The 21,420-nt window shown below is 40.0% G+C and carries 16 protein-coding genes and 2 pseudogenes; 1 reads left to right on the top strand and 17 read right to left on the bottom strand.

Going from position 1 to position 21,420, the window contains the following annotated elements; all coding sequences use genetic code 11:
• Positions 1–31: 31 nt before the first annotated feature.
• From H7992_RS09695 to gltB, 14 genes and pseudogenes are all read right to left on the bottom strand, one after another.
• The gene (locus H7992_RS09695; protein WP_187047415.1) at positions 32–814 is read right to left on the bottom strand and encodes an ABC transporter ATP-binding protein; all 783 of its coding nucleotides are present in this window, start codon (positions 812–814) and stop codon (positions 32–34) included.
• Positions 811–1,845, bottom strand: coding sequence for a FecCD family ABC transporter permease (locus H7992_RS09690; RefSeq protein ID WP_187047414.1), 1,035 nt, complete (start codon positions 1,843–1,845; stop codon positions 811–813). The genes H7992_RS09695 and H7992_RS09690 overlap by 4 nt, the downstream gene beginning before the upstream one ends.
• Positions 1,842–2,867 carry a FecCD family ABC transporter permease gene (locus H7992_RS09685; protein ID WP_187047413.1) on the bottom strand — a complete coding sequence of 342 codons (1,026 nt, stop codon included), beginning with the start codon at positions 2,865–2,867 and terminating at the stop codon, positions 1,842–1,844. Before H7992_RS09685 ends, H7992_RS09690 begins: the two co-directional genes overlap by 4 nt.
• The gene (locus H7992_RS09680; RefSeq protein WP_187047412.1) at positions 2,851–3,801 is read right to left on the bottom strand and encodes an ABC transporter substrate-binding protein; all 951 of its coding nucleotides are present in this window, start codon (positions 3,799–3,801) and stop codon (positions 2,851–2,853) included. Before H7992_RS09680 ends, H7992_RS09685 begins: the two co-directional genes overlap by 17 nt.
• A 116-nt stretch (positions 3,802–3,917) precedes the next feature.
• Positions 3,918–4,187, bottom strand: coding sequence for a 30S ribosomal protein S14 (gene rpsN, locus H7992_RS09675; protein ID WP_187047411.1), 270 nt, complete (start codon positions 4,185–4,187; stop codon positions 3,918–3,920).
• 55 nt (positions 4,188–4,242) lie between these two features.
• Positions 4,243–4,392 (bottom strand): 50S ribosomal protein L33, encoded by a 150-nt coding sequence (rpmG, locus tag H7992_RS09670; RefSeq protein ID WP_187047410.1) that lies wholly within the window; start codon positions 4,390–4,392, stop codon positions 4,243–4,245.
• A gap of 145 nt (positions 4,393–4,537) precedes the next feature.
• Positions 4,538–4,657, bottom strand: a pseudogene (locus H7992_RS09665) (GTP-binding protein); the annotation flags it as partial.
• 18 nt (positions 4,658–4,675) lie between these two features.
• Positions 4,676–5,719 (bottom strand): metal ABC transporter solute-binding protein, Zn/Mn family, encoded by a 1,044-nt coding sequence (locus tag H7992_RS09660; protein WP_255428682.1) that lies wholly within the window; start codon positions 5,717–5,719, stop codon positions 4,676–4,678.
• 459 nt (positions 5,720–6,178) lie between these two features.
• Positions 6,179–7,093: a TIGR03943 family putative permease subunit gene (locus tag H7992_RS09655; RefSeq protein ID WP_187047408.1), complete on the bottom strand. Its 915-nt coding sequence runs from the start codon at positions 7,091–7,093 to the stop codon at positions 6,179–6,181.
• A gap of 8 nt (positions 7,094–7,101) precedes the next feature.
• Positions 7,102–8,094, bottom strand: a complete 993-nt coding sequence (locus tag H7992_RS09650) for a permease (protein WP_187047407.1) — start codon at positions 8,092–8,094, stop codon at positions 7,102–7,104.
• 66 nt (positions 8,095–8,160) lie between these two features.
• Positions 8,161–9,063: a CobW family GTP-binding protein gene (locus tag H7992_RS09645; RefSeq protein WP_255428637.1), complete on the bottom strand. Its 903-nt coding sequence runs from the start codon at positions 9,061–9,063 to the stop codon at positions 8,161–8,163.
• A 777-nt stretch (positions 9,064–9,840) separates the two neighbouring features.
• A pseudogene (locus tag H7992_RS24685) lies at positions 9,841–10,102 on the bottom strand (group I intron-associated PD-(D/E)XK endonuclease); the annotation flags it as partial.
• 95 nt (positions 10,103–10,197) lie between these two features.
• Positions 10,198–11,679, bottom strand: a complete 1,482-nt coding sequence (gene gltD, locus H7992_RS09640; RefSeq protein WP_187047405.1) for a glutamate synthase small subunit — start codon at positions 11,677–11,679, stop codon at positions 10,198–10,200.
• Positions 11,680–11,696: 17 nt separating this feature from the next.
• Complete coding sequence (gene gltB, locus H7992_RS09635) at positions 11,697–16,229, bottom strand: glutamate synthase large subunit (protein WP_187047404.1); 4,533 nt, start codon at positions 16,227–16,229, stop codon at positions 11,697–11,699.
• Positions 16,230–16,349: 120 nt separating this feature from the next.
• On the opposite strand from gltB, the gene H7992_RS09630 reads away from it, so the two are divergent.
• A complete protein-coding gene (locus H7992_RS09630; protein ID WP_067207950.1) occupies positions 16,350–17,252 on the top strand; it encodes a glutamate biosynthesis transcriptional regulator GltC in 903 nt (300 codons plus the stop codon).
• Between the two features lie 1,164 nt (positions 17,253–18,416).
• On the opposite strand, the gene H7992_RS09625 is transcribed toward H7992_RS09630, so the two are convergent.
• From H7992_RS09625 to H7992_RS09615, 3 genes are read right to left on the bottom strand one after another with little or no spacing between them, the layout of a single operon-like run.
• Positions 18,417–19,625, bottom strand: coding sequence for an ABC transporter permease (locus H7992_RS09625; RefSeq protein WP_187047403.1), 1,209 nt, complete (start codon positions 19,623–19,625; stop codon positions 18,417–18,419).
• Positions 19,618–20,550 carry an ABC transporter ATP-binding protein gene (locus H7992_RS09620; protein ID WP_067207944.1) on the bottom strand — a complete coding sequence of 311 codons (933 nt, stop codon included), beginning with the start codon at positions 20,548–20,550 and terminating at the stop codon, positions 19,618–19,620. The genes H7992_RS09625 and H7992_RS09620 overlap by 8 nt, the downstream gene beginning before the upstream one ends.
• 23 nt (positions 20,551–20,573) lie before the next feature.
• Positions 20,574–21,419, bottom strand: coding sequence for an ABC transporter ATP-binding protein (locus H7992_RS09615; RefSeq protein ID WP_187047402.1), 846 nt, complete (start codon positions 21,417–21,419; stop codon positions 20,574–20,576).
• Position 21,420: the final 1 nt, after the last annotated feature.

The following is a 21,420-nucleotide window of genomic DNA, read 5'->3' as shown; positions in this document are numbered from 1 at the left end:
AAACGTCCGTTAGGTGACATTTTACACAGAATCAGTGGAATGGAAGAATAAATGATTTATTCGACTGTGCATCTTCTATTAAGCTGACTTTCACATTGTAAACATCTTTAATCGTTTCAGCGTTCAATACCTTTTTCGGTTTTCCATCAATATATAGCGAGCCGTTTTTCATCAATAAAATTTCGTCCGCATATTGAAGTGCTTGGTTTAAGTCATGTAATACCAATAAAATTGTTTTTTGTTCTTTTTGATTAATCTCTTTTATCAATTCAAGCATTGCTAATTGGTGTTGGATATCTAAAAACGTTGTCGGCTCATCCAACAATATAATCGGTGTATCCTGAGCAAGCGCTAAAGCAAGCCATGCCCGCTGTCTTTCTCCACCAGACAAGTTGTCCAATAATTTATTCTTCAAATGATTAACTGAAGTCATCTCCATAGCTTTTCCGATGGCAATATGATCTTGTTTTCTGAGCATGCCAATTGCACCCATATGGGGATATCTACCCTGCTCGACCAGTTCTTCCACCGTTATCCGAATCGATGCATCGTAAACTTGCGGGAGCAACGCCATTTTTTTTGCCAGGTTTTTAGCAGAAAGGCTTGAAATTAGTGTATCTCCAAGCAAAACTTTACCTGTTTGAGGCGTTACAATATTTGAAATAGCTTTTAATAGCGTTGATTTCCCACAGCCATTCGGGCCTAAAAGAACTGTGATTTTCCCTTCTTTAATTGTTGCAGTAAATGCTGTCACTACGTCCTTTGAGCCAAAAGAAATCCCGATATCCTGCAATTGTATATCTTGTTGACTCAACTGACTTTACCACCTTTCATGTTTTTAGTAATTAAGTACATAAAGAAGGGTCCGCCAATTAGAGCTGTTACAGCACCCGTCGGCAATTGGATAGTAAACGGTACCCAAGCATCCGGCAGTAATGGAACTGCAACCTGAGCAATTATATCTGCAGCCAATAAAAGTAAAGAGGAAGTCAAGAAACTTATAGGCAGGAATAGTCGGGCATCTTCTTCAGCTAGGTGTCTGGCAATGTGCGGTCCAATGAGTCCTACAAACGCAATTGCTCCAACTGTTGAAACGGCACCTGCAGTTAGTAATCCCGCAACAAGCAGTATGTATTTTTTTGATGATTGTAAATTGATGCCCAATGTTTGAGCTTTCTCGTCACCTAGACGCAAGCCGTTCACTATACCTGCAAAAGAAAGTGCTATCGGTATCAAAATCAGTGCAAAAGGTACCACCATATAAAATTGCGACCATGTACGTCCGTTTAGCGATCCAATCATCCATAGTAAAATGCTCCCCATAGCTTGTTGTTGCTGCAATAGAATGAGAGAAATAAAAGCTTGTATAATAACTGAAAAAAGTACACCAATCAAAGCCAATTTCTGCATCCCGATATGAGGAAACTTCGAGATTCGATAAAGCAACGCAACAGAAAGCGTTGCTCCGATAGCTGCCACTACAGGAAGGCTATAACTCATAAGAATGGAAAATGGCGAGTAGGTAATCCAAAGAACAGCAAACAGCGTACTCAAAGCTGTCACACCAATAACACCGGGTTCAGCTAATGGATTTGAAATGACACTTTGCAATAAAGCACCTGCTAACCCAAGCATCCCCCCACAAAGAACAGCAATAATCGCTCTTGGTAAACGCAGGTTTAGAAGAATATTCCGGACTGTAGAATCATGATTAGGATTCATGAGCTCTTTAACAACTGTTTGAATTTCCACACTCAAACCACCTAAAATCAAATGAAGAGAAAAGAACAGCAAAAGTAAGATACATAGAATAGACCATAATCTTTTAAAAGTATATATATTCATAAGCCGGTTCTCCTTTTTATAAACATAAACAAGAGCCAGCTCCCACCAATTATGGAAGTGAGCAATCCTACAGGAATTTCAACCGGATAAAAATAAATTCGTGTAATTAAATCCATTCCTGTCAAAAATGTTCCGCCCGCAAGAATACTTAATGGCATAACAACATAGCTGTTTGTACTTTGAACACCCCGACGTATTAGATGAGGGATAATAAGCGAAACAAAACCAATTGGACCACAATAAGCGACAACAGCAGCAGTTAAGGTAGCGCTTATTCCAAATACCAAAAGTCTGATGCGATCTACGGAAACTCCCCGCGCCTTTGCCGCTTCATCTCCCAAACGGAAAACATTTAAAGCTTTTCCGGCAAGTAATGCCAAAGGAACGCCGATGATAAACCAAGGTAAAAGGGCCAAAACATGCTCTTGCGTTCGGTTCGCTAAACTGCCGGTGAGATAGAAAAACAACAATCCGATGTCATTTGGACTTCCAATGCTTATCACCACAATCACCAGTGCATTTATTGTTGCGGTCATAGCAGCGCCGACCAGTAAGATAGAAGATCGTCGCAATTTACTGGAGGCTACTGTGACCACAATAAGTCCGCTAAACATAGCGCCAGTCAGTGCTGCTAACGGATAAAGTGAAAAAGATAATGGCAGGCTAAATATAGTAACACATGCCATTACCATCGCAGCACCCGCTGACACTCCTGTCAATTCCGGTCCTGCTAAGTCATTTTGAAGGACGTCTTGAAGCATTGTACCAGCAAGTGCTAAAACAGCCCCTGCAATCCATCCCACAACCCATCTTGGTAATCGTATCTCAAAAACAACAATTTCCTCTAACTTCGTGGCCTGCCCATCCAACACTTGTAACAAGGAAGCAAAAGAGAGTCTAGGCTCGCCCAACATTAAACTTAAAATGAGTAGAACAAACGATAGAACCAAACATAAAAGTGCGAGGGATAAACTAATGGATAGTATTTTTTGCCCACTTCTCGGCTTATTTACCGTTTTCAATAATCCCAGTCACTTCATCTAAAACAATTGATAATGAACCTATCCCTCTACCATTTGCCCAGATATTGGTCCTAACTTCATAGACCTCATCATTTCGAACAGCTTTTAATTCTTTCCAAATTGGACTTTCAGAGAGTTGATCGGACAATGTCGGTCCTTTCTTATCAAAGGAAAATGTTTCGACAAAGATGATATCTGGATTTTGCTTAAGGACTTCCTCTAAGGAAAATTGAGCTCCCCCACTAGTATGACTTTCAGCATCTCCACCAGTAGACCATGGATAGCTGACACCTTCGGCTAATAAAGAGCCGACAACGCTTTCTTTTGTATCAATCCCAAAATTCACATCAGATCCGTACATCACTAATGTGGTAATATCCATAGATGCTTGTTCTTTAAATAATTCAATTTTTTCCTCAAAGTTCTTAATTGCAGCCTCGGCCAAGTCCTGCCTTCCTGTTATGCTTCCCATTACACGTACGAATTCAATAGAATCTTTGTATGACAATGGACTAACTATATAAAGCGGTATATCTCCTAAACTTTCACGCAAGCTATCATGAACGCCACCTAAACCAATAACCAGTTGCGGATTCGTTTGATAAATATCTTCAATGTTTGGCTCAAAAAAAGTTCCGCCTATCAATGGGATAGCGACACCCGCTTCTCCAAAAAATTCTGATTCCTGCGTGATTCCAGCAGCTGATACAGCACTGGGCTCGATTTTTAAAAGATGCAGGGTATCCACACAGATTTCTGTTAAACAAATAATTTCAGAGGGTATCTTGTCTAATACAATTTCTGTACCCGTGCTATCTAGTAGCTTCTTCTCTTCCTTTGACTCAGCAGACGATTCCTCCGTTTTATTACTACAAGCTCCTACAACAAGTAACATGAGTAACAAACTGCTAAGCAGTTGATGTTTTATTGGCAAGACACTTAAATCTCCCTTCCGTTTCCTGAGTTAAACTGATACAGGCTCATTTATCCCACGCACCTCACATTGGAATAATTCAACCATTCTATAGTAACCGAATGGTTGAATATCTTTTACCAACTGGCTTTTTTAACACCTGGTAGTTGCCCTTTATGCGCAAGTTCCCGAAAAGCAATCCGTGACATGTTAAATTTCCGCATATATCCTCTTGGTCTCCCCGTCAGTTCGCATCGATTTTTCAATCGTGTTGGGGAAGAATCCTTAAGTAGCTTATTTAACGATTCATAGTCACCTTTCTCTTTCAATTCTTTACGAAGTACCGCATAGTGAGCAACCAACTTCCGTTGCCTCTTGTCTTTCGCTACCTTAGATTTCTTCGCCATTCTATTTCCACTCCATAATTAGTAATCATTACGATTTAAAACTTTGCAAATTTTTTTACTTTGTTTCTCTATGAATCGTGACTTTTCTTAAGCGCGGGCTGTATTTCTTTAATTCAATCCGTTCGGGATTAGTGCGTTTGTTTTTTGTAGTTGTGTAATTGCGGTCTCCTGATTCTGTACAAGCTAATGTGATATTTACCCTCATACTAGTTCCTCCTATAGGTCAAATTTCGATTTGAAAATTAGGCAATGGATCCACAAAAATTGTCCAATCTTGCACTAATTCTTCTTCCGTAAGCAAGCATTTATCTAAGCCTTCCGTAATTTCCTGTTGATTCATCCGAATACCAATCATTAACGATGACGGCGACTTTCAGCCCGTGTCGATTGTGTAAAATATGATTCAATAAGGTCGTCTTCCCCGAACCTAAGTAGCCTCTTAACAACGTTACGGGTATCCTTTTTTTCATTCTCCCACTCCTTACGCTTTACTTATTACCCAATGCTTCCGCAAGTGTTGCAATGTTGTATTCCATCAAAGATAAATAGTCTGCTTTGTTTTCCACATCCTCACTTGTTAGAACACCAAGATTATGCAACATCAGTGAATTCGCTCCAATTTCCTTTCGAATGACATCAGTTAGTTTAGAGGAGACGTTTTGTTCGAATAAAACATATTTCACTTCATGTGCTTTCGCGTATTTAACAAGAGCAGCCAATTCCTTTTGTGAAGGTTCACTTTGCGAATTTAATCCGGCAACTGCTACTTGTTCAAGTCCATACGAATCAGCGATATAACCAAAAGCTGCGTGTGAAACGAAAAATGTTTTTGTAGTAGCATTGGAAGCCATGTCTTTAAATTTCAGATCGAGGGCGAGTAAATCCTCTTTTAACACTTCAAAATTTTCTTTAAACATATCCTTTTTTTCAGGAGATGCTTCGATGAGTGAGTCTTTAATTACCCTTGCGAGTTCTATACTTAATAAAGGAGAAATCCAAACATGAGGGTCGAATTCGCTGTGCTCATGGTCGTCATGATCATGTGAATCGTTTTCTTCATGGTCCTGTTCGTGTGACTCATGCTCTTCTTCATCGTGCCCATCAGACTCATGCCCCTCCTCTCCGTGATCATGATCATGTCCTTCACCTAGCGACTCTTCTGGAATATTGTCAGCGACCGCTATCATTTTGACATGCTCGCCTTTCATTGTCTTTTCGGCATTCTCCACAAATCCTTCAAGACCAAGTCCGATATAAAAGAATAAATCTGAATCAGCGAGTGCCATCATATCCTTTTGTGTTGGGTCAAACGTATGCTCATCTGCCCCCGGCGGATAAATAGATTGCACATCGACCGCGTCGCCGCCAATCCGTTCTGTGAAATATTGAAGCGGATAGACAGTAGTATAAACGGATATGAGGTCTTCGTTACCTTCCGCTTCTACCTTCTCATTCGTTTGCTCTTTGTTGCCGCATGTTGCGAGCAATAGTAGAGTAATAATTGAAAAAATAGATAAAAACTTTTTATTCACCACAAAAAACTCCTCCTTCATCCCCCTAAATCGTAATCATTACGTTTTAAGTATTTATTTATCATACAAGAGCATTTTTGAATTAGCAACTGTTTTTATTTCATATTGTGAAAAGTAATTCCTTTAAACTAAGCACACCTGTACTTTCAGGTCATGAATGATCTCTTTTTACTTTGCGAGTGATAAGGTAACCTTAATTATGATTAATGAATTCTTTAAATACTGTTTCACAAGATTATTGGAGTTAGTATAGAAGTTTGAACACACGTTGGTTAAGTCTACAACCTAAAAAGTAGAGATGACCGTTACCACATTAGTTCAGGCAATGGCGGTGGCATTTATTGAGTATTATTCCTTTCGTTGTATCAGGTCCATTTATTTCACGATAGCTATAAACAGGTTTCCGCACATTATCACACCTAAAAAACATAGCCCCTGTCCGGTTGACAAGGGCTATGTTTAATTTATATATGGATTTTCGGGCTCTTCTACCTTCTCTATGTCAGTTATCTGCAGGTAAGGATAATCCCAATCTTCTAGGGTTATTTTCGATAAATAGCCCGTTGCCCTAACCCATTCATCTTCCTCTACTTCAAACATTTCACCAGAAGTCGACAAAATGCCAAAGACAGAAGCATCTGCAACACAACAAGTAATTCCGAATCGTGCAACTACAAACTGATCTTCTTCCAAGTCAGGTTGCTTGTATACAAACCCAACATTTTCTATTTCCTTACCAAGAAACCAATCGAGATAAGCATAAATATTATCGGTAATATCCAGATATCTTGCTTCACTTACAATGATTTTATCGTCTTCTAATAGTTCATCTCTCAGACTTTCCATACGAGTAGGGTATTCATCATTTTCATAGTTCATGTCTTCAACAATCTTCGTTCCATCAATGGATTCTTCTACAATGTCAGGATCTGTTCCTGGCAAGTCATAGGAGGTATCAGTTTCATCATCTCTAACGGCTGGCAGTGTGGTATTCAAACCTGTTCCATATATAACCCCTCTTTTGGCGACAATTGAACTATCTAAAACGGTCATTGGAAACCACAATCCAGTCAGAACAGGTAAGACAAACAAAGTGTATATAAAAAATGTTTGTAAGGGTGTTCCAGTTTGAGTATGGCTAAAGCCACAATTACAGTATAATTCCTCCAGATTCTTCGATCCACTTCTCCATAGTTGCATAAGCCCCAATACCAATAAAATCACAAGTGCAAAATAAGAAAAGGGAATCATTTTAGGAGCAATATAATAAGTAATATCCCCTGATACTAGCAATCTAAATAAGAGTAGAAAAAAACCTAGTAATATAATTCCTCTAAACAAAGCATGAGAACTGTAATCCCGTTCTTCCTGCATAACGCACCTCACATAAATAAGTATTGGTATATCAAAATCATCACATATACAGACACAGTAATAATAGCCATTAAGCCTATAACGAATTTAGCACGGAAATAAGCAAATAGCATAATCGTACCTTTCAAATCTAGCATCGGCCCATAGACTAAAAAAGCAAGGAGTGATCCTGCGGAGAATGTGTGTGCAAACGAGGATGCTACAAATGCATCCGCTTCGGAGCAAAGTGATAAGATGAACGCAAATCCCATCATAACAAGAGGTGAAGTCATGTCATTGGCAGCAATACTTACCAATAGCCCCCTATCAAAGAACGTCTGAAATAAGCTGGCAATCATTGCGCCCATGATCAAAAATTTCCCCATATCGAAAAACTCATCACTTGCATGATAAAATACAGCTTTTATTTTAGGGACTTCCCTGCCACCCGACTGTATAGGTCTATCCAACAGTTCCTCTGTTGTCCACTTTAATTGATTACGATTCCGATAGAAAGCATATATGAGACTACCAATTACAATGGCCAATACGAACGCCAATCCCATCCGGGCATACGCAATTGCTGGGGTAGATTGGAAGGCATAATAGGTAGATGCAAAGACGATGGGATTTAATACAGGTGCCCCAACAATAAAAATAATACCTATATGCAACGGCATTCCCTTTTTCATCAATCTTCGCACCACTGGAATAATTGCACATTCACAAACGGGAAAAATTGCACTTACTAGTACAGCTGGCACGATTGCTATAATAGGATTTTTAGGAATAAACCGTTGTACAGCCTCTTCAGACACAAACGTTTGGATTAGAGCTGATGTAAACACCCCAAGAAACACAAAGGGTAATGCTTCTAATACGATGCTCAGAAAAATGGTATTTACATGCAATATGCTTTTTGGAATTGCCGCTTGTATTTCTGTGAATCCTATTGATAAAAAGAAATAGAGGAGCACTCCTATGAAAAGTAAGCTCACCCCTAAACTTCGTTTGCTTGTCATGAATCGTACTCCTATCTCTCTAATATCCTTAATTTCTGTAAAGTGCTACGCAAAAAAATACGATTTTCATTGCTTTACGAGTTGCTTCCAATGATCGTTTATCTGCTCTGTGTCAAGCCCCAAGCCAATTAGAATAATAACTGGTTTTCTATTTAAAGCGGCGGGGACTGGAGTAAATGCTACCTTCCTTGAAGCATATTGGAAACTGTAAAGTTGGTGTGAGCTTTCGATTTCAACGAACCCCTTTCCTCGTAGTACATTGGCTGGAAGGTGTTTGAGCCATTTTCCGAATTCTTTCTTTCGAACTACAGGGCAATCCTCCAACTTAAGCGCTTGCAATGTCGAGTGATGATGATGATGATGATGTTCAACATCCAAAGGCGATTTTCCAATCGTAACAGAGTGGATACGCTTTTCAAAAAGCAATTCAGCATCAATTTTACCGTAGACACTTTCCATAATAGTTTTTTCTTGTTTCGATTTCTTTGTGATTTTTTGTTTAATACTTTCAAGTTGATTTAAAGGAACTAAATCCGTCTTATTTAACACCAGTAGACTTCCACAAATCATTTGTTCATGTATTAAATTCCGGACTTCTGTTGAGCTTGAAAATATGCTTTGATACTCCAAATAATTACTAGCATCCAAAACTGTAATAATAGACATTAAGTCAAATTGATCAGTATATGGATGACTCAGAAGAACTTCTTGTATTTCCATCGGATTGGCTACTCCGGTTCCTTCTATAAATAAAACATCGAGTGGACTGTGTTCCATTTCCGTTATCAACTCGTTCATTGTTTCTTTTAAATCTTCTTGGATCGTACAACAAATACAACCGTCTAACAGTTCAAATACCTTTTGATTTTCAAATAAATGACCTTCTACGTTTGTTTGGCCTATTTCATTTAAAATAATTCCCGGCTGTAGCCCCTTTTTCTTACAATGTTCTAGCATATTTAATAACACGGTGGTTTTACCACTTCCAAGAAAACCGCTTAGTACATATACTGGAATCTTCTTACTTGAGTTAATAAAAATCTCTCCTCTCAAATTAGGTTTATATCTATCATTCTCTCATCAACGACCAAGACAGTTAAAATTATTATGCTCTGTAACAACTTTAGCCGGCACTATTTCTACTTCACTAATCCCAAACAGTAATGTTTACGATTTACTTGTTTATTTATCATACAAGAGAGTTTTTAAATTAGCAACTGATTTTTTCGTAATGCGTATTTCTAAAAAAAACCCCTAAAAAAGGTATATCTGACGATCCAATTGCATAGTTTCAAAATACAATCCAAGTCAACAAATCACTAAAATCACGCGCTTTCTTGGTTTATCTAGAAACTTATCGTTAAGAAATTGACCTACTTTAGTTGCATATTTATTGAACATTAAAAGGAATTGATGAACCTTGCCGCATCTTCGCATTGTGTAGAGACTTAATCTTGAAAAGGAAAAGATCATAGTGAATTCTCCTTACTATTTGTGATATCAAAAAAGCCGACTACCCCGTTTTGGGTAATTCGACTTTTAAAAGAAACGTCCCCTATTTTACTTTGACTAACCTAACTTTCTTTTGGCACTCATTTTCTGTTTTAAGTAGTCTTTACCAGCATCAGTAAGTGTCGCATTCTGATGATGACTGTTCTTTTACTCTACTTACTAAAAAAACTAGTTTGATATCATTCATATATTTTTTGTCCAAGGAGGGATTCGAGCCCCCGACCGACGGCTTAGCTAGACGCCAGGAACCTCACGATAATCTTTTGCAAATTTTACGTTGTGTAACTGATTATTCTTCGGTGCATCTACTCTCAAGCTAAATGACTTATCAAATCGTTTAGGCTCAAAGTAATAGCATTTCATCGGTTTGTGGACAATAAACGCAGTACACATCAATTTCGTTTTTGTCGACAACTGATGTAACTATTCCTTTTGTGTTGCAATAAGATGAACGAAATCTCACTTCTAGAATCCCTCTTGAAGTTAACTCCCTATAGGAACACTTTGATATCCAGCTTCTCGAAAAGCGATCTAGCCGGTTCCAGAGTGATGCCTGCATACATCTGTTCAGCTTCCTCCAACGCTGCCGTATTAGCAAATGACTGACTGCTTACTTACATACTCATTGACTTTTTTCGCTACATCTTGCCCTTCTTTAATGGCCCAAACGATAAGACTTTGACCTTTTCTCGCATCTCCTGCAGTAAATACGCCATCTACATTTGTTGCATAATCTTTTGTTGTTGCGGCAATTTTTTTGTTTACAATGTTCACGCCCAATTGATTTGGTAATGAAAGCTCTGCTCCTTCAAATCCAATTGCAACAAACACAAATTGTACAGGCCAAATTTTTTCTGTACCAGGTATTGCTTTAAAGAAATGAACCCCATCTTCCCCTAGTATTTTTTCCATATGAATTGTATGGAGCTCTTTTAAATTCCCTTTCTCATCTGCGACCATTCTCGTTGTTTGGATTAAGTATTCACGAGGATCTTTGCCATATTTAGCTTCCGCTTCCTCATAAGCATATTCCAATTTGTAAATATTCGAATCGGTTGGCCACAAATTGTCTTCCGCTCTTGTATTTGGTAGCTGTGGATGTTTTCCGAACTGGACAACTGATTTACAGTTTTGACGAATTGCAGTTGCCACACAGTCTGCCCCCGTATCTCCTCCACCAATTATGATGACATCTTTCCCTTTTGTATTGATAAATTGCCCGTCAGCAAAATTAGAATCCAGCAAACTTTTGGTAGTAAAAGTTAAGTAATCCATTGCAAGATGAACCCCATTTGAATCGCTACCTTCCATGCGAAGTTCACGTTGTTTCTGTGCGCCGATACATAAAATAATCGCATCGAATTCATCTTTTAATTGATCTGCTGAAATATCTTTACCAATTTCCGTATTTAACACAAAATCGATTCCTTCTTGCTGGAGTAACTGAATTCGACGTTCAACTACATCTTTTTCTAGTTTCATATTTGGAATGCCATACATGAGTAGTCCACCAACACGGTCCGCACGTTCAAATACAGTTACAGAATGACCCGCTTGATTTAACTCATCTGCGCTTGCAAGTCCAGCAGGTCCAGAGCCGACTATAGCAATTTTTTTCCCTGTGCGCTCTACTGGAATTCTAGGTACTATCCAGCCATTTTCAAATCCTTTATCGATAATAGTACGCTCAATATTTTTAATCGATACTGCTGGATCTGAAATGGCAAGTGTACAAGATCCTTCGCAAGGAGCTGGACAAACACGACCAGTAAATTCTGGAAAATTATTTGTCATCGATAATCTTTCTAGTGCTTCCTGCCACTTTCCTTTATACACTAAATCATTCCACTCAGGGATTAAGTTATTAATAGGACAACCGGCAGTCGCACCTTGTATTTCAATCCCCATATGGCAAAAAGGAGTCCCACAATCCATACATCTTGCACCTTGTGTTTTAAGTGCTTCATCTGTTAACTTCGAGGCATACTCTCCCCAGTTTTTAATACGTCTGAGAGGGGCTTCTTCCTTTCCTTTTTCTCGTTTATAATCCATAAATCCAGTAGGTTTACCCATTTACTATTCCCCCTCCCTTATTTTTTCACAAGCGCGAGTGGCTTTATTTCTGGGTTCACGGAAGTTGCTAAAAATGCTTGCATTGCAGCTGCATCATCCGTTAAACCATCCCTTTTAAAGTCAGCGATTTTTTCGAGCATTTTCTTATAATCATTTGGCACGACCTTTACAAATCTTTGAACATTTTCCTCCCATTTATCTAGTATGTTCATAGCTTTCGTGCTTTTCGTGTAATAATAATGATTCATAATTAATTGGCGAATCGCATGTTTTTCTTCTGATAATTCAATTCGTTCAAATCCAATCATTTCTGTGTTACATTTTTGTTTTAATCCATCCAAGTCATCAACAAGTACATACGCAATGCCGCCAGACATTCCTGCGCCGAAATTTTTCCCAACATCCCCTAATATGACAGCACGACCACCTGTCATATATTCACAGCCATGATCCCCAATGCCTTCTACGACAACATCTACTCCACTATTTCGAACTGCAAAGCGCTCTCCAGCACGTCCATTTATAAATGCAGTTCCACTTGTTGCACCGTATAGCGCAACATTTCCAGCAATAACATTTTCTTCAGCAACACCTTGAATAGGTGCAGTGACAATCAGTTTTCCACCAGATAATCCTTTGCCAAAATAATCATTTACATCCCCTGTTACATACATAGACATCCCTTTTGGTATAAACGCACCAAAACTTTGCCCGGCTGCTCCGGTAAATCGAAGTGTGATCGAATCGTGGGCTAATCCTCTAGCACCATATAGTTTGGATATTTCGCTTCCAATAATCGTGCCTACTACACGGTCCGTGTTTGCAATTGGATAATTCAATTCCACTTTGGATTCACTTAGAATAGCATGTTCTACTTTTGGTAATAATTCACGTAAGTCAAATGATTGTTCTATTTTATGATTTTGTGGAATTTTAAACGTACGTGCTCCCTCTGGCTGATAAAGCAATGCCGTTAAATCCAATTGTTTTGCTTTCCAATGTTCTTTTGCACGATCACTAACTTCTAGCACATCCGCACGTCCTACCATTTCTTCTACTGTTCTGAATCCAAGTAACGCCATATACTCACGAACTTCTTCCGCTACGAATTTCATAAAATTCACAACATAATCAGCACTTCCTGTGAATTTATTGCGAAGTTCCGGATTTTGAGTCGCAATTCCGACTGGACAAGTGTCTAGATGACACGCACGCATCATAATACAGCCTAAAACGATTAATGGAGCTGTTGCAAATCCATACTCCTCAGCTCCAAGTAAGGCAGCCATTACAACGTCTTTACCAGTCATCAATTTCCCATCTGTTTCCAGTCTCACTCTATCACGTAAACCGTTTAATATTAATGTTTGATGCGCTTCTGCGAGTCCTAGCTCCCAAGGTAGTCCCGTATGTTTAATGCTCGTTTTAGGAGATGCACCTGTTCCACCGTCATATCCACTAATGACAATCACATCTGCTGCACCTTTTGCCACCCCAGCAGCAATCGTTCCAACACCCGATTTCGCCACTAGTTTCACACTAATACGAGCAGTTCTATTCGCATTTTTTAAGTCATGAATTAATTGCGCCATATCTTCAATCGAATAAATATCATGATGTGGAGGTGGAGATATTAATCCAACTCCAGTTGTCGATCCACGAACATCGGCTACCCACGGGTATACTTTATTACCTGGTAACTGACCACCTTCGCCCGGTTTCGCACCTTGCGCCATTTTAATTTGCAGTTCATCTGCTTGCACTAAATAATGACTTTTCACTCCAAATCGACCAGACGCTATTTGTTTAATGGCACTTCTTCGGTTATCTCCATTGGCATCTAGTTCATAACGGCTAGGATGTTCTCCACCTTCCCCACTATTACTTTTACCACCTAGGCGATTCATCGCAATAGCAAGTGTTTCATGGGCTTCTTTGCTTAATGAACCAAACGACATCGCTCCCGTTTTAAATCGTTTGACAATGGAATCTACAGACTCGACTTCTTCCAGTGGAATACATTTAACATCTTTTTTAAATGTCAATAAATTACGCAAAAATCCAATACGCTCTTCATTTGCCATTTCTGCATATTGTCTATATAAACCGTAATCCGCTTTTCGAGTAGCCCACTGAAGTGTGTGGATTGTTTTCGGATTAAATGCATGATGTTCACCAGTACTTCTCCACTGGAAATCGCTACCTGAATCTAAAGAAGCCCCAGTGGAATCTATAGCTGCTTGATGTCTTTTATGCGCTTCTTCCACGATTGTTTCTAGATTAATACCTCCTAATTGAGAAACAGTTCCTGAAAAATAACGTTCAATCACTTTTTTACTAATCCCTACTGCTTCAAAAATTTGAGCTCCGCGATAACTTTGAACAGTTGAAATACCCATTTTCGACATTACTTTCACTACACCATCTGTAATACCTTGACTATATTTCGCAACCGCTACTGCATAACTACTATCAATATGCCCTTCTTCTATTGCTTCTGCAATCGTTGCATAAGCAAGATATGGATTAATCGCATCTACCCCAAATCCAATCAGAGCAGCAAATTGATGCACTTCTCTTGTTTCACCAGATTCCACAATAATACTTACCTTCGTTCGATTTCCTGTGCGAAGTAAATGTTGATGGAGGCTACTTGCAGCTAGTAGGACTGGAATTGTAGATTGCTTTACATCCAACAGTCGGTCGGAAAGTATGAGCAAGGCTATTCCTTGTGCTATATATTCATCCGCTTGTTTAGAAACATGACATAAATCGATTTCTAAATTTGCAGACATAGTTAAATCTATAGTTGCACTTCGGAATTTGTTTGATTTCATATCGTTTAATTGGCCAAACTGGCTATTTGTTAAAATAGGTGTGTCTAAAAAGATTCGTTCGCTATTAGATCGATTTGGATGCAGTAAATCTCCTTCTGCTCCAAGTAGCGTCATTGTAGATGTCACAATATGCTCACGAATTGAATCTATTGGTGGATTTGTTACTTGTGCAAAGAGCTGTTTAAAATAATTAAATAACGATTGTGGTCGATCTGATAAAACGGCTAGTGGTGTATCATTCCCCATTGATCCAATTGGGTCTTTGCCATCTAACGCAATCGGAATCATGTATTTTTGAATATCTTCATATGTGTAGCCAAATGCTTTTTGTTTGAACAACAAATCATCTATTTGCTCTGGTTCTTCCATTTCAGATGTAATAGTTACTAAATTTTCGTCTAACCATTGTTGGTAAGGTAATGCATTTGCCATATCTGATTTAATTTCTTCGTCTGAAATAATACGACCTTGTTCTAAATCAACAAGTAGCATTCTTCCAGGGGTTAAACGTTCTTTGTATAAAATATTTTCTTCTTCTACATCTACTACCCCTACTTCAGAAGAGAAAATAATATAATCATCTTTTGTCACATAGTACCGAGCTGGTCGTAAACCATTGCGATCTAAAATTGCCCCAATTTGTTTCCCATCTGTAAATGAAATAGCTGTTGGTCCATCCCATGGCTCCATTAAACTGCTGTGATAAGAATAGAAAGCCTTTTTCTCCTCAGTTATATGAGGGTTTTCTGTCCAAGGTTCTGGTATTAACATCATGGCAGTGTGAGCTGGTTTTCTACCAGCAAGTACAAAAAATTCAAATGCATTATCTAACATGGAAGAGTCGCTCCCATTTGTATCAATGATTGGCAAAAGCTTTGGAAGATCCTCCCCAAATGCTTCTGATACAAATTGTTGTTCCCGTGCTTTCATCCAGTTAATATTTCCACGTAATGTATTTATTTCACCGTTATGAACAATATATCTGTTTGGATGTGCTCTTTCCCAACTTGGAAATGTATTGGTACTATAGCGAGAATGTACTAATGAAAAGGCAGATGTAAATAGCTCATCTTGAAGATCCACGTAAAAAAGATTCACCTCTTTGGGAGTAAGTAATCCTTTATAGACGATTGTCTGACTTGATAGACTTGCACAATAGAATTTTTTATCCTGTTGTACTGCCCAGTGCTCCACTTGTTTTCGAATGATATATAATTTACGTTCAAATGCAAGTGAATCAGTTGTGTTTATTGCTCTGATGAATACTTGACGAACGACTGGTACTGTTTCTTTTGCTTTTTCACTTAGAACACTAGCGTTAATTGGAACTGTTCTCCACCCGATGAGTTCTTGCCCTTGCGCAATAATCATGTCGTTAATTTTTTGTTCAATGCCCGCACGTTCTTCATTATTGTCTGTAAAAAATAGCATTCCTACGCCATAAGCTCCTTTTTCCGGCAAATCCCATTCATTACACACAACACGAAAATAAACATCTGGTATCTTCACCATCAGTCCTGCACCATCACCCGTTTGACCATCGCTTCCACGTCCCGCACGGTGATCAAGTCGACATAACATTTCTAATCCTTTTTCTACGATATCATGTGTTGCATTTCCTTTTATATGTGCATATAAACCTATCCCGCATGCGTCATGTTCAAACGTTGGATCATACATGCCCTGTGCTTTCGGTAATTGATGAAATGTCATTTGAACCCCTCCATTTTCCATAAAAAGTAACTTACTAATATTATATGTTTTCAAACTAATACAAACAATATATAATTTGGATATAAATGATCTGTTTTTGAGATAGATTAGGAGGGAAGTATGGAAATACGCCAGTTGAGGTACTTTATCGAAGTAGCAGAACGTGAACATATTTCAGAAGCAGCTATTCATTTGCATGTAGCCCAATCAGCTGTAAGTAGACAAATTGCAAATTTAGAAGATGAACTTGGAGTAGAATTATTTGAACGTGTTGGTAGAAATGTGAAGTTAACACAAATTGGCAAGATTTTTTCAGAACATAGCATTTCTGCTTTGCAAGCGATTGATTATGCGAAAAAACAAATAGACGAATATTTAGATCCAGATAAAGGGACTATCAAAATTGGATTTCCTACTAGTTTAGCTGGTCACCTATTACCTACTGTCATTTCAGCGTTTAAAAAAGAATATCCCAATGTAGCGTTTCATTTACGTCAAGGATCATATAATTATTTGATCGATGCTGTGAATAAAAGGGAACTAAATCTTGCCTTTTTAGGACCGCTTCCTCCAAAAGATGACTCGATCAACACATCTATTTTATTTACTGAAAATTTCTCTGTACTTTTACCTTCGAATCACCCCTTTGCAAAACGTGAGAAGCTACAACTTATTGATTTAAGAAACGATGATTTCATATTATTTCCAGAAGGATATGTACTAAAAAAAATCGCAGTAGAAGCATGTAATAGTGTTGGCTTCACACCGAAAACTTCATCAGAAGGAGAAGATATGGATGCCATCAAAGGGTTAGTAGCAGCAGGTATCGGTGTAACTATTTTACCCGAAAGCTCTTTTTACGATTCTACACCACGATTTACAGTTAAGATACCAATAGAAACACCAATCATTCGAAGAACCGTTGGAATCATTAGCCCCGCAACTCGAGAGCTTTCGCCATCTGAAAAGGTATTCCATCAATTCGTCACCCGCTTCTTCTCTATACTTGGTCAGTACCAGTAAAACCCCTGTAATATTGGCTAAAAAATTATTAATAATAGGAGACAAAATTGTGAGTTTCATGTTTTACATGTTTTTCATTACTCATAAATATTCTGGGTGGTTTTTACCCCATCCAGAATTTACAGTAAATAAAAAACTTTAATCGGACTGTATTTATTGTTCTCGACAGCGGAGAATTTCTTGCGCACCCTTCAGGTCAACCCGCATGCGAATTAGTTTAAGGTCCCATTTTTTTCAAAATCTCCCGAATTCTTTTACCAGAATTCGACATCTGTTCCCTTAAGAAATACAGCCGTCTTCATTTTCACACAATACATTTCGTTCTTTGCCTAAAATCTTGTATTTGAAACAGCGTTTATCCTGACAAAAAAACGTCAAAACCTTATCAAAAGGGTTTGACGACTTTACGTGAATACTTTCGGAATTAGCACAGTGCCTCGGCAATCTACAGTTAAGATTGCAAAGGGTCAAATCTCTCCACCTTACTTAATAAGAAAGTCACTTCTGTTGATTAACCATTTTCTTGCATAAACAACAGATATGCATAAGCTTGAAAACCCCTTTTCACTGGATCATTTCCGGTTCGCTTTCGGCACACTATTCAAGTGAAAAATGCTGTTGCTTTAGAAGTAAAGAAGAGCAAGCTTTTTCACAAGGTATCGGTGCCCGAAGATGCAATTTCGGGCACTCTGGTACATTGCACAATGTGTTCTTTAATAAGGCTTAAACTCCACATCAGGTAAGCTCCTATAGAAAGTGACACTTCCTAAAATAAGAAAAGACCATAGAGAAAGCTTCAGCCGCCAAAATTGCATCTTTGGCGGCTTTTACCCAGTTAGGAACCCTCCATTCCCTCGTTCCCAAAAGCATTAGCACTTCGTGTACCTTTGCCTTTGGGGCGCGACGGATGAACGACCACCAGACGATTACTGAAGAAGATGTATAGTAATGCGGCGAAGTCGCATTCCTATACATCAAAATAGCTCAGTTATATAAAGAAGTTGTTCAATGCAATGCGAGCCAGAAGCAACTGTACACCGAGCGTCTAGTAGTCAATTAAGTTATTTATTGGTTATTTTTAGTTAATGAACACATGTGTAAGAAAGTTTTCTATTCTATAATTTATAAGGTTAATAGATATTGTTGATTAGCAAGCTCTATTTTTTACGCCCGAATCCATTTCCAAATTTCGCCCGGTGTAGCGTTCTTGCCATACATCAGGATGCCAATCTTGAAGACTTTGCCCGCAAGTTTCATGAAGACCCAGACGCTGACGACAAGAATTCCGATGGCGATAATGATTTGCACCCACGGCCATTCTTCAAGAAGTGACAGGCGCATAATGAGAACGCCAGGTGATGTAAACGGGATATAGCTTCCAAGCTGCGCCCAGAATCCGCTTGGATCGCTGAAGACTGGTCCAATGAAAAGGAATGGGCTGAATGGTAACATCATGACCATGCCCTGGAAATTCCCCGCTGTCGAGATATCAGCCATTGTGGCACCGATTCCGACGAATAGCGCCGCATAGAGCAGGTATCCGAGGATAGAAATGAATATTAGCACTAGAAGTTCGGGCACTAACAGATACTCAATAATCGGAAAATCGATTTTCCAGATGAGCACCGGCAGCGCGATGACAATATAGACAACGACCTGGATGATACCGAGGACAAAATAGCCGATGATCTTGCCTTGCATCAGTTCTGCAGGCGTTAAAGACGACAGAATAATCTCAGCAATTTTGTCTTTCTTCTCCTGGGACGCGCTTTGGAAGATTGCCATTCCGGTGAAGACAATTGACAGCATGACGACAGCGGCAAATGCTCCTGGAATCACACGTTCCAGCATGTTTTCACTGAACAGGCCGCCTTCTTCCGGTTTTTCTGAAGCATCTTCAAAGACGACTCCCTGCGCGACAACTGCCGCTTCTTCCTGTGTCAGGCCGAGCTGTTCGATCTGCAGCATCTGTAGCGGACCACCGAGGATCTGGACTTCATCCATGAAGGCTGAACTCGTATCTTCATGCGTGTAAACTGCAACTTTTCCGGTTTCAATTGCCTGTTCGTCGATGAAGATATACGCAGCGTCTTCTTTGCCTTCAAGCGCTGAGGTGGCTTCCTGTTCTGTGGTGTCTGTCTGTTCCATCTGCCATTCGGTATTTGCTACCGCTGCTTCCAATTGTCCGTAGACCCCGAGCTGGTCATTGACGTAGACTGTCGTTGTCGCTGCTTCATCATCCGAACTGAACAGGTCCGGCAGCAGGAAAAATGCTAGGAAGATGATTGGTGTCAGGAATAGGCCGATGATGAACGACTTGCTTTTCATATTGCGTTTGATTTCCCATTTGGCGACTTTCATCGTGTTACGCATGCAACTCCCCCACTTCCTTCAAAAGATTCTTGTCCGTGGCGATATCTATGAAGATTTCATGGAGCGAAATCCGGTCGATCGATAGTTCCTGAATGTCGAGTTCATCTGGAAGATTTTTCAGCCAGACAGCGGGTTGCACATGTTTTGTGAGATAAAGCACAGCCGTTGCCCCGTTCTGTTCGACCCGCTCGACTTCTGGCAGGTTTTCAAGCAGGCTGCGGCTGTTGCTGCCGTTGATCGTGCATTTGAAATTAGCATATTCCTTTTTGACATCACTCAGGGTCCCGTAGATCACTTTCGTGCCGCGGTGAATCAAGAACAGCCGGTCCGCCATCTCTTCGACAAGGTTCATCTGATGCGAAGACAATAGAATCGCCGTGCCTTTTTTGGCCAGTGAACGGATTTCTTCTTTGAACAGCTCCTGGCTGACCGGATCAAGACCTGAGAACGGCTCATCCAGAATCAGCAGTTCCGGTTCATGAAGAATGGAGGCGATAAACTGGACTTTCTGACCCATCCCTTTCGACAACTCCTCGACCGATACTTTATCCTTGCCCTCTAGGCCGAACTTTTTCAAGTACTCGAGCGCGCGTTCTTTAGCTAGGTCCAGCGGATAATCCTTCAGGTCCGCAAGATACAGCAGAATGTCCATGACCTTGACGTTTTTGTAGAGCCCCCGCTCTTCCGGCAGATAGCCAATTTTATCACGCGGGATATCTTTCGTAGAGCGGTTCCGGAAAGCGATCGTACCTTCATCGGGATACAAGATGCCCATGATGTTGCGGATTGTCGTCGATTTCCCCGCCCCGTTCGGTCCGAGCAACGCCATAATCTCTCCCTTTTTCACTTCGAAGGAAATATTTGAGACAATCTTCTTATCCTTGAAGGATTTTCCTAAACCTTCTACAGTAAGCATTGTTTCCATTTCTCTCATCCTCTCTTAGTTCTCTACTTCAGCAGAAGGCTGATGATTTCTTCCAGTTCCAAGGCTTTGACGTCAATGACACTGTGTTCGTGTTGCGTGAAATACTGTTCCGTTGTGTCAGGATTATCTGATATCAGCTCGTTTCCGGAACGGGAAACCTCACCCGGTACTCGCACCGCTGGCATTTCTTTGAGCCAATAGCGGCGGAATCCGGCAGCGAGCATGTCTTTCTCATACCGGCCGACCGCCTGCCCGTCCTTCATCAGAAACAAGTAATCCGCCAGTTTCTGAAGATCCTCCGGCTGATGAGTTGTCAGGATGACAGCACGGTCCTCCTTTTCCATCCACTCGACAAGCAAATCCATGAATTGTTTTTTTGATGGGATGTCGAGTGACACGGTAGGTTCATCGAGAATCAGGATATCAGTATTCCGCGGCAATGCGAGCGACAGGCTCAGCTTCTGCTGGAGACCTGGCGATAATTTGCCGAAACGCTTATCGAGTGGGATGTTGAGTAGCTGGATCATGCGTTCAAAAAGCTTCTCATCCCATTTCGTATATAAAGGGGCAATCAGCCTTTTCAGGTCCTCTCCTGTATAGGCGTTCCAGCCAACAGCGTTTTGCGGTTGGTACGTGACATGCCTTTTCCAGCTTTCGTCTTTCCCGTCGACCGATTTACCAAAGACCCTGATCCCTCCTCCGTCCAGATTCGCCAGATTCATGATCAGCTTCAGCAAGGTGCTTTTGCCAGAGCCGTTATTGCCGACCAGCGCCGTGATGGTCCCCGGCTCAATCGCTAGACTGACAGGCCCGAGCTGAAAATCATCAATCTTTTTATTCGCGTCTTTTATTTCAATCCATGGCTGCATT

Source organism: Sporosarcina sp. resist (assembly GCF_014302295.1).
Lineage (GTDB): Bacteria > Bacillota > Bacilli > Bacillales_A > Planococcaceae > Sporosarcina > Sporosarcina psychrophila.
This window is presented reverse-complemented; position numbering and strand designations above follow the sequence as displayed.

Excerpts from the sequence above, each read along its gene's own strand:
- H7992_RS09690 (WP_187047414.1), bottom strand. The coding sequence starts at position 1,845 with ATGAATATATATACTTTTAAAAGATTATGGTCTATTCTATGTATCTTA.
- H7992_RS09620 (WP_067207944.1), bottom strand. The coding sequence starts at position 20,550 with ATGGAAACAATGCTTACTGTAGAAGGTTTAGGAAAATCCTTCAAGGAT.
- gltD (WP_187047405.1), bottom strand. The coding sequence starts at position 11,679 with ATGGGTAAACCTACTGGATTTATGGATTATAAACGAGAAAAAGGAAAG.
- rpmG (WP_187047410.1), bottom strand. The coding sequence starts at position 4,392 with ATGAGGGTAAATATCACATTAGCTTGTACAGAATCAGGAGACCGCAAT.
- H7992_RS09630 (WP_067207950.1), top strand. The coding sequence starts at position 16,350 with ATGGAAATACGCCAGTTGAGGTACTTTATCGAAGTAGCAGAACGTGAA.
- rpsN (WP_187047411.1), bottom strand. The coding sequence starts at position 4,187 with ATGGCGAAGAAATCTAAGGTAGCGAAAGACAAGAGGCAACGGAAGTTG.
- H7992_RS09625 (WP_187047403.1), bottom strand. The coding sequence starts at position 19,625 with ATGCGTAACACGATGAAAGTCGCCAAATGGGAAATCAAACGCAATATG.
- H7992_RS09615 (WP_187047402.1), bottom strand. The coding sequence starts at position 21,419 with ATGCAGCCATGGATTGAAATAAAAGACGCGAATAAAAAGATTGATGAT.
- H7992_RS09655 (WP_187047408.1), bottom strand. The coding sequence starts at position 7,093 with ATGCAGGAAGAACGGGATTACAGTTCTCATGCTTTGTTTAGAGGAATT.
- gltB (WP_187047404.1), bottom strand. The coding sequence starts at position 16,229 with ATGACATTTCATCAATTACCGAAAGCACAGGGCATGTATGATCCAACG.
- H7992_RS09650 (WP_187047407.1), bottom strand. The coding sequence starts at position 8,094 with ATGACAAGCAAACGAAGTTTAGGGGTGAGCTTACTTTTCATAGGAGTG.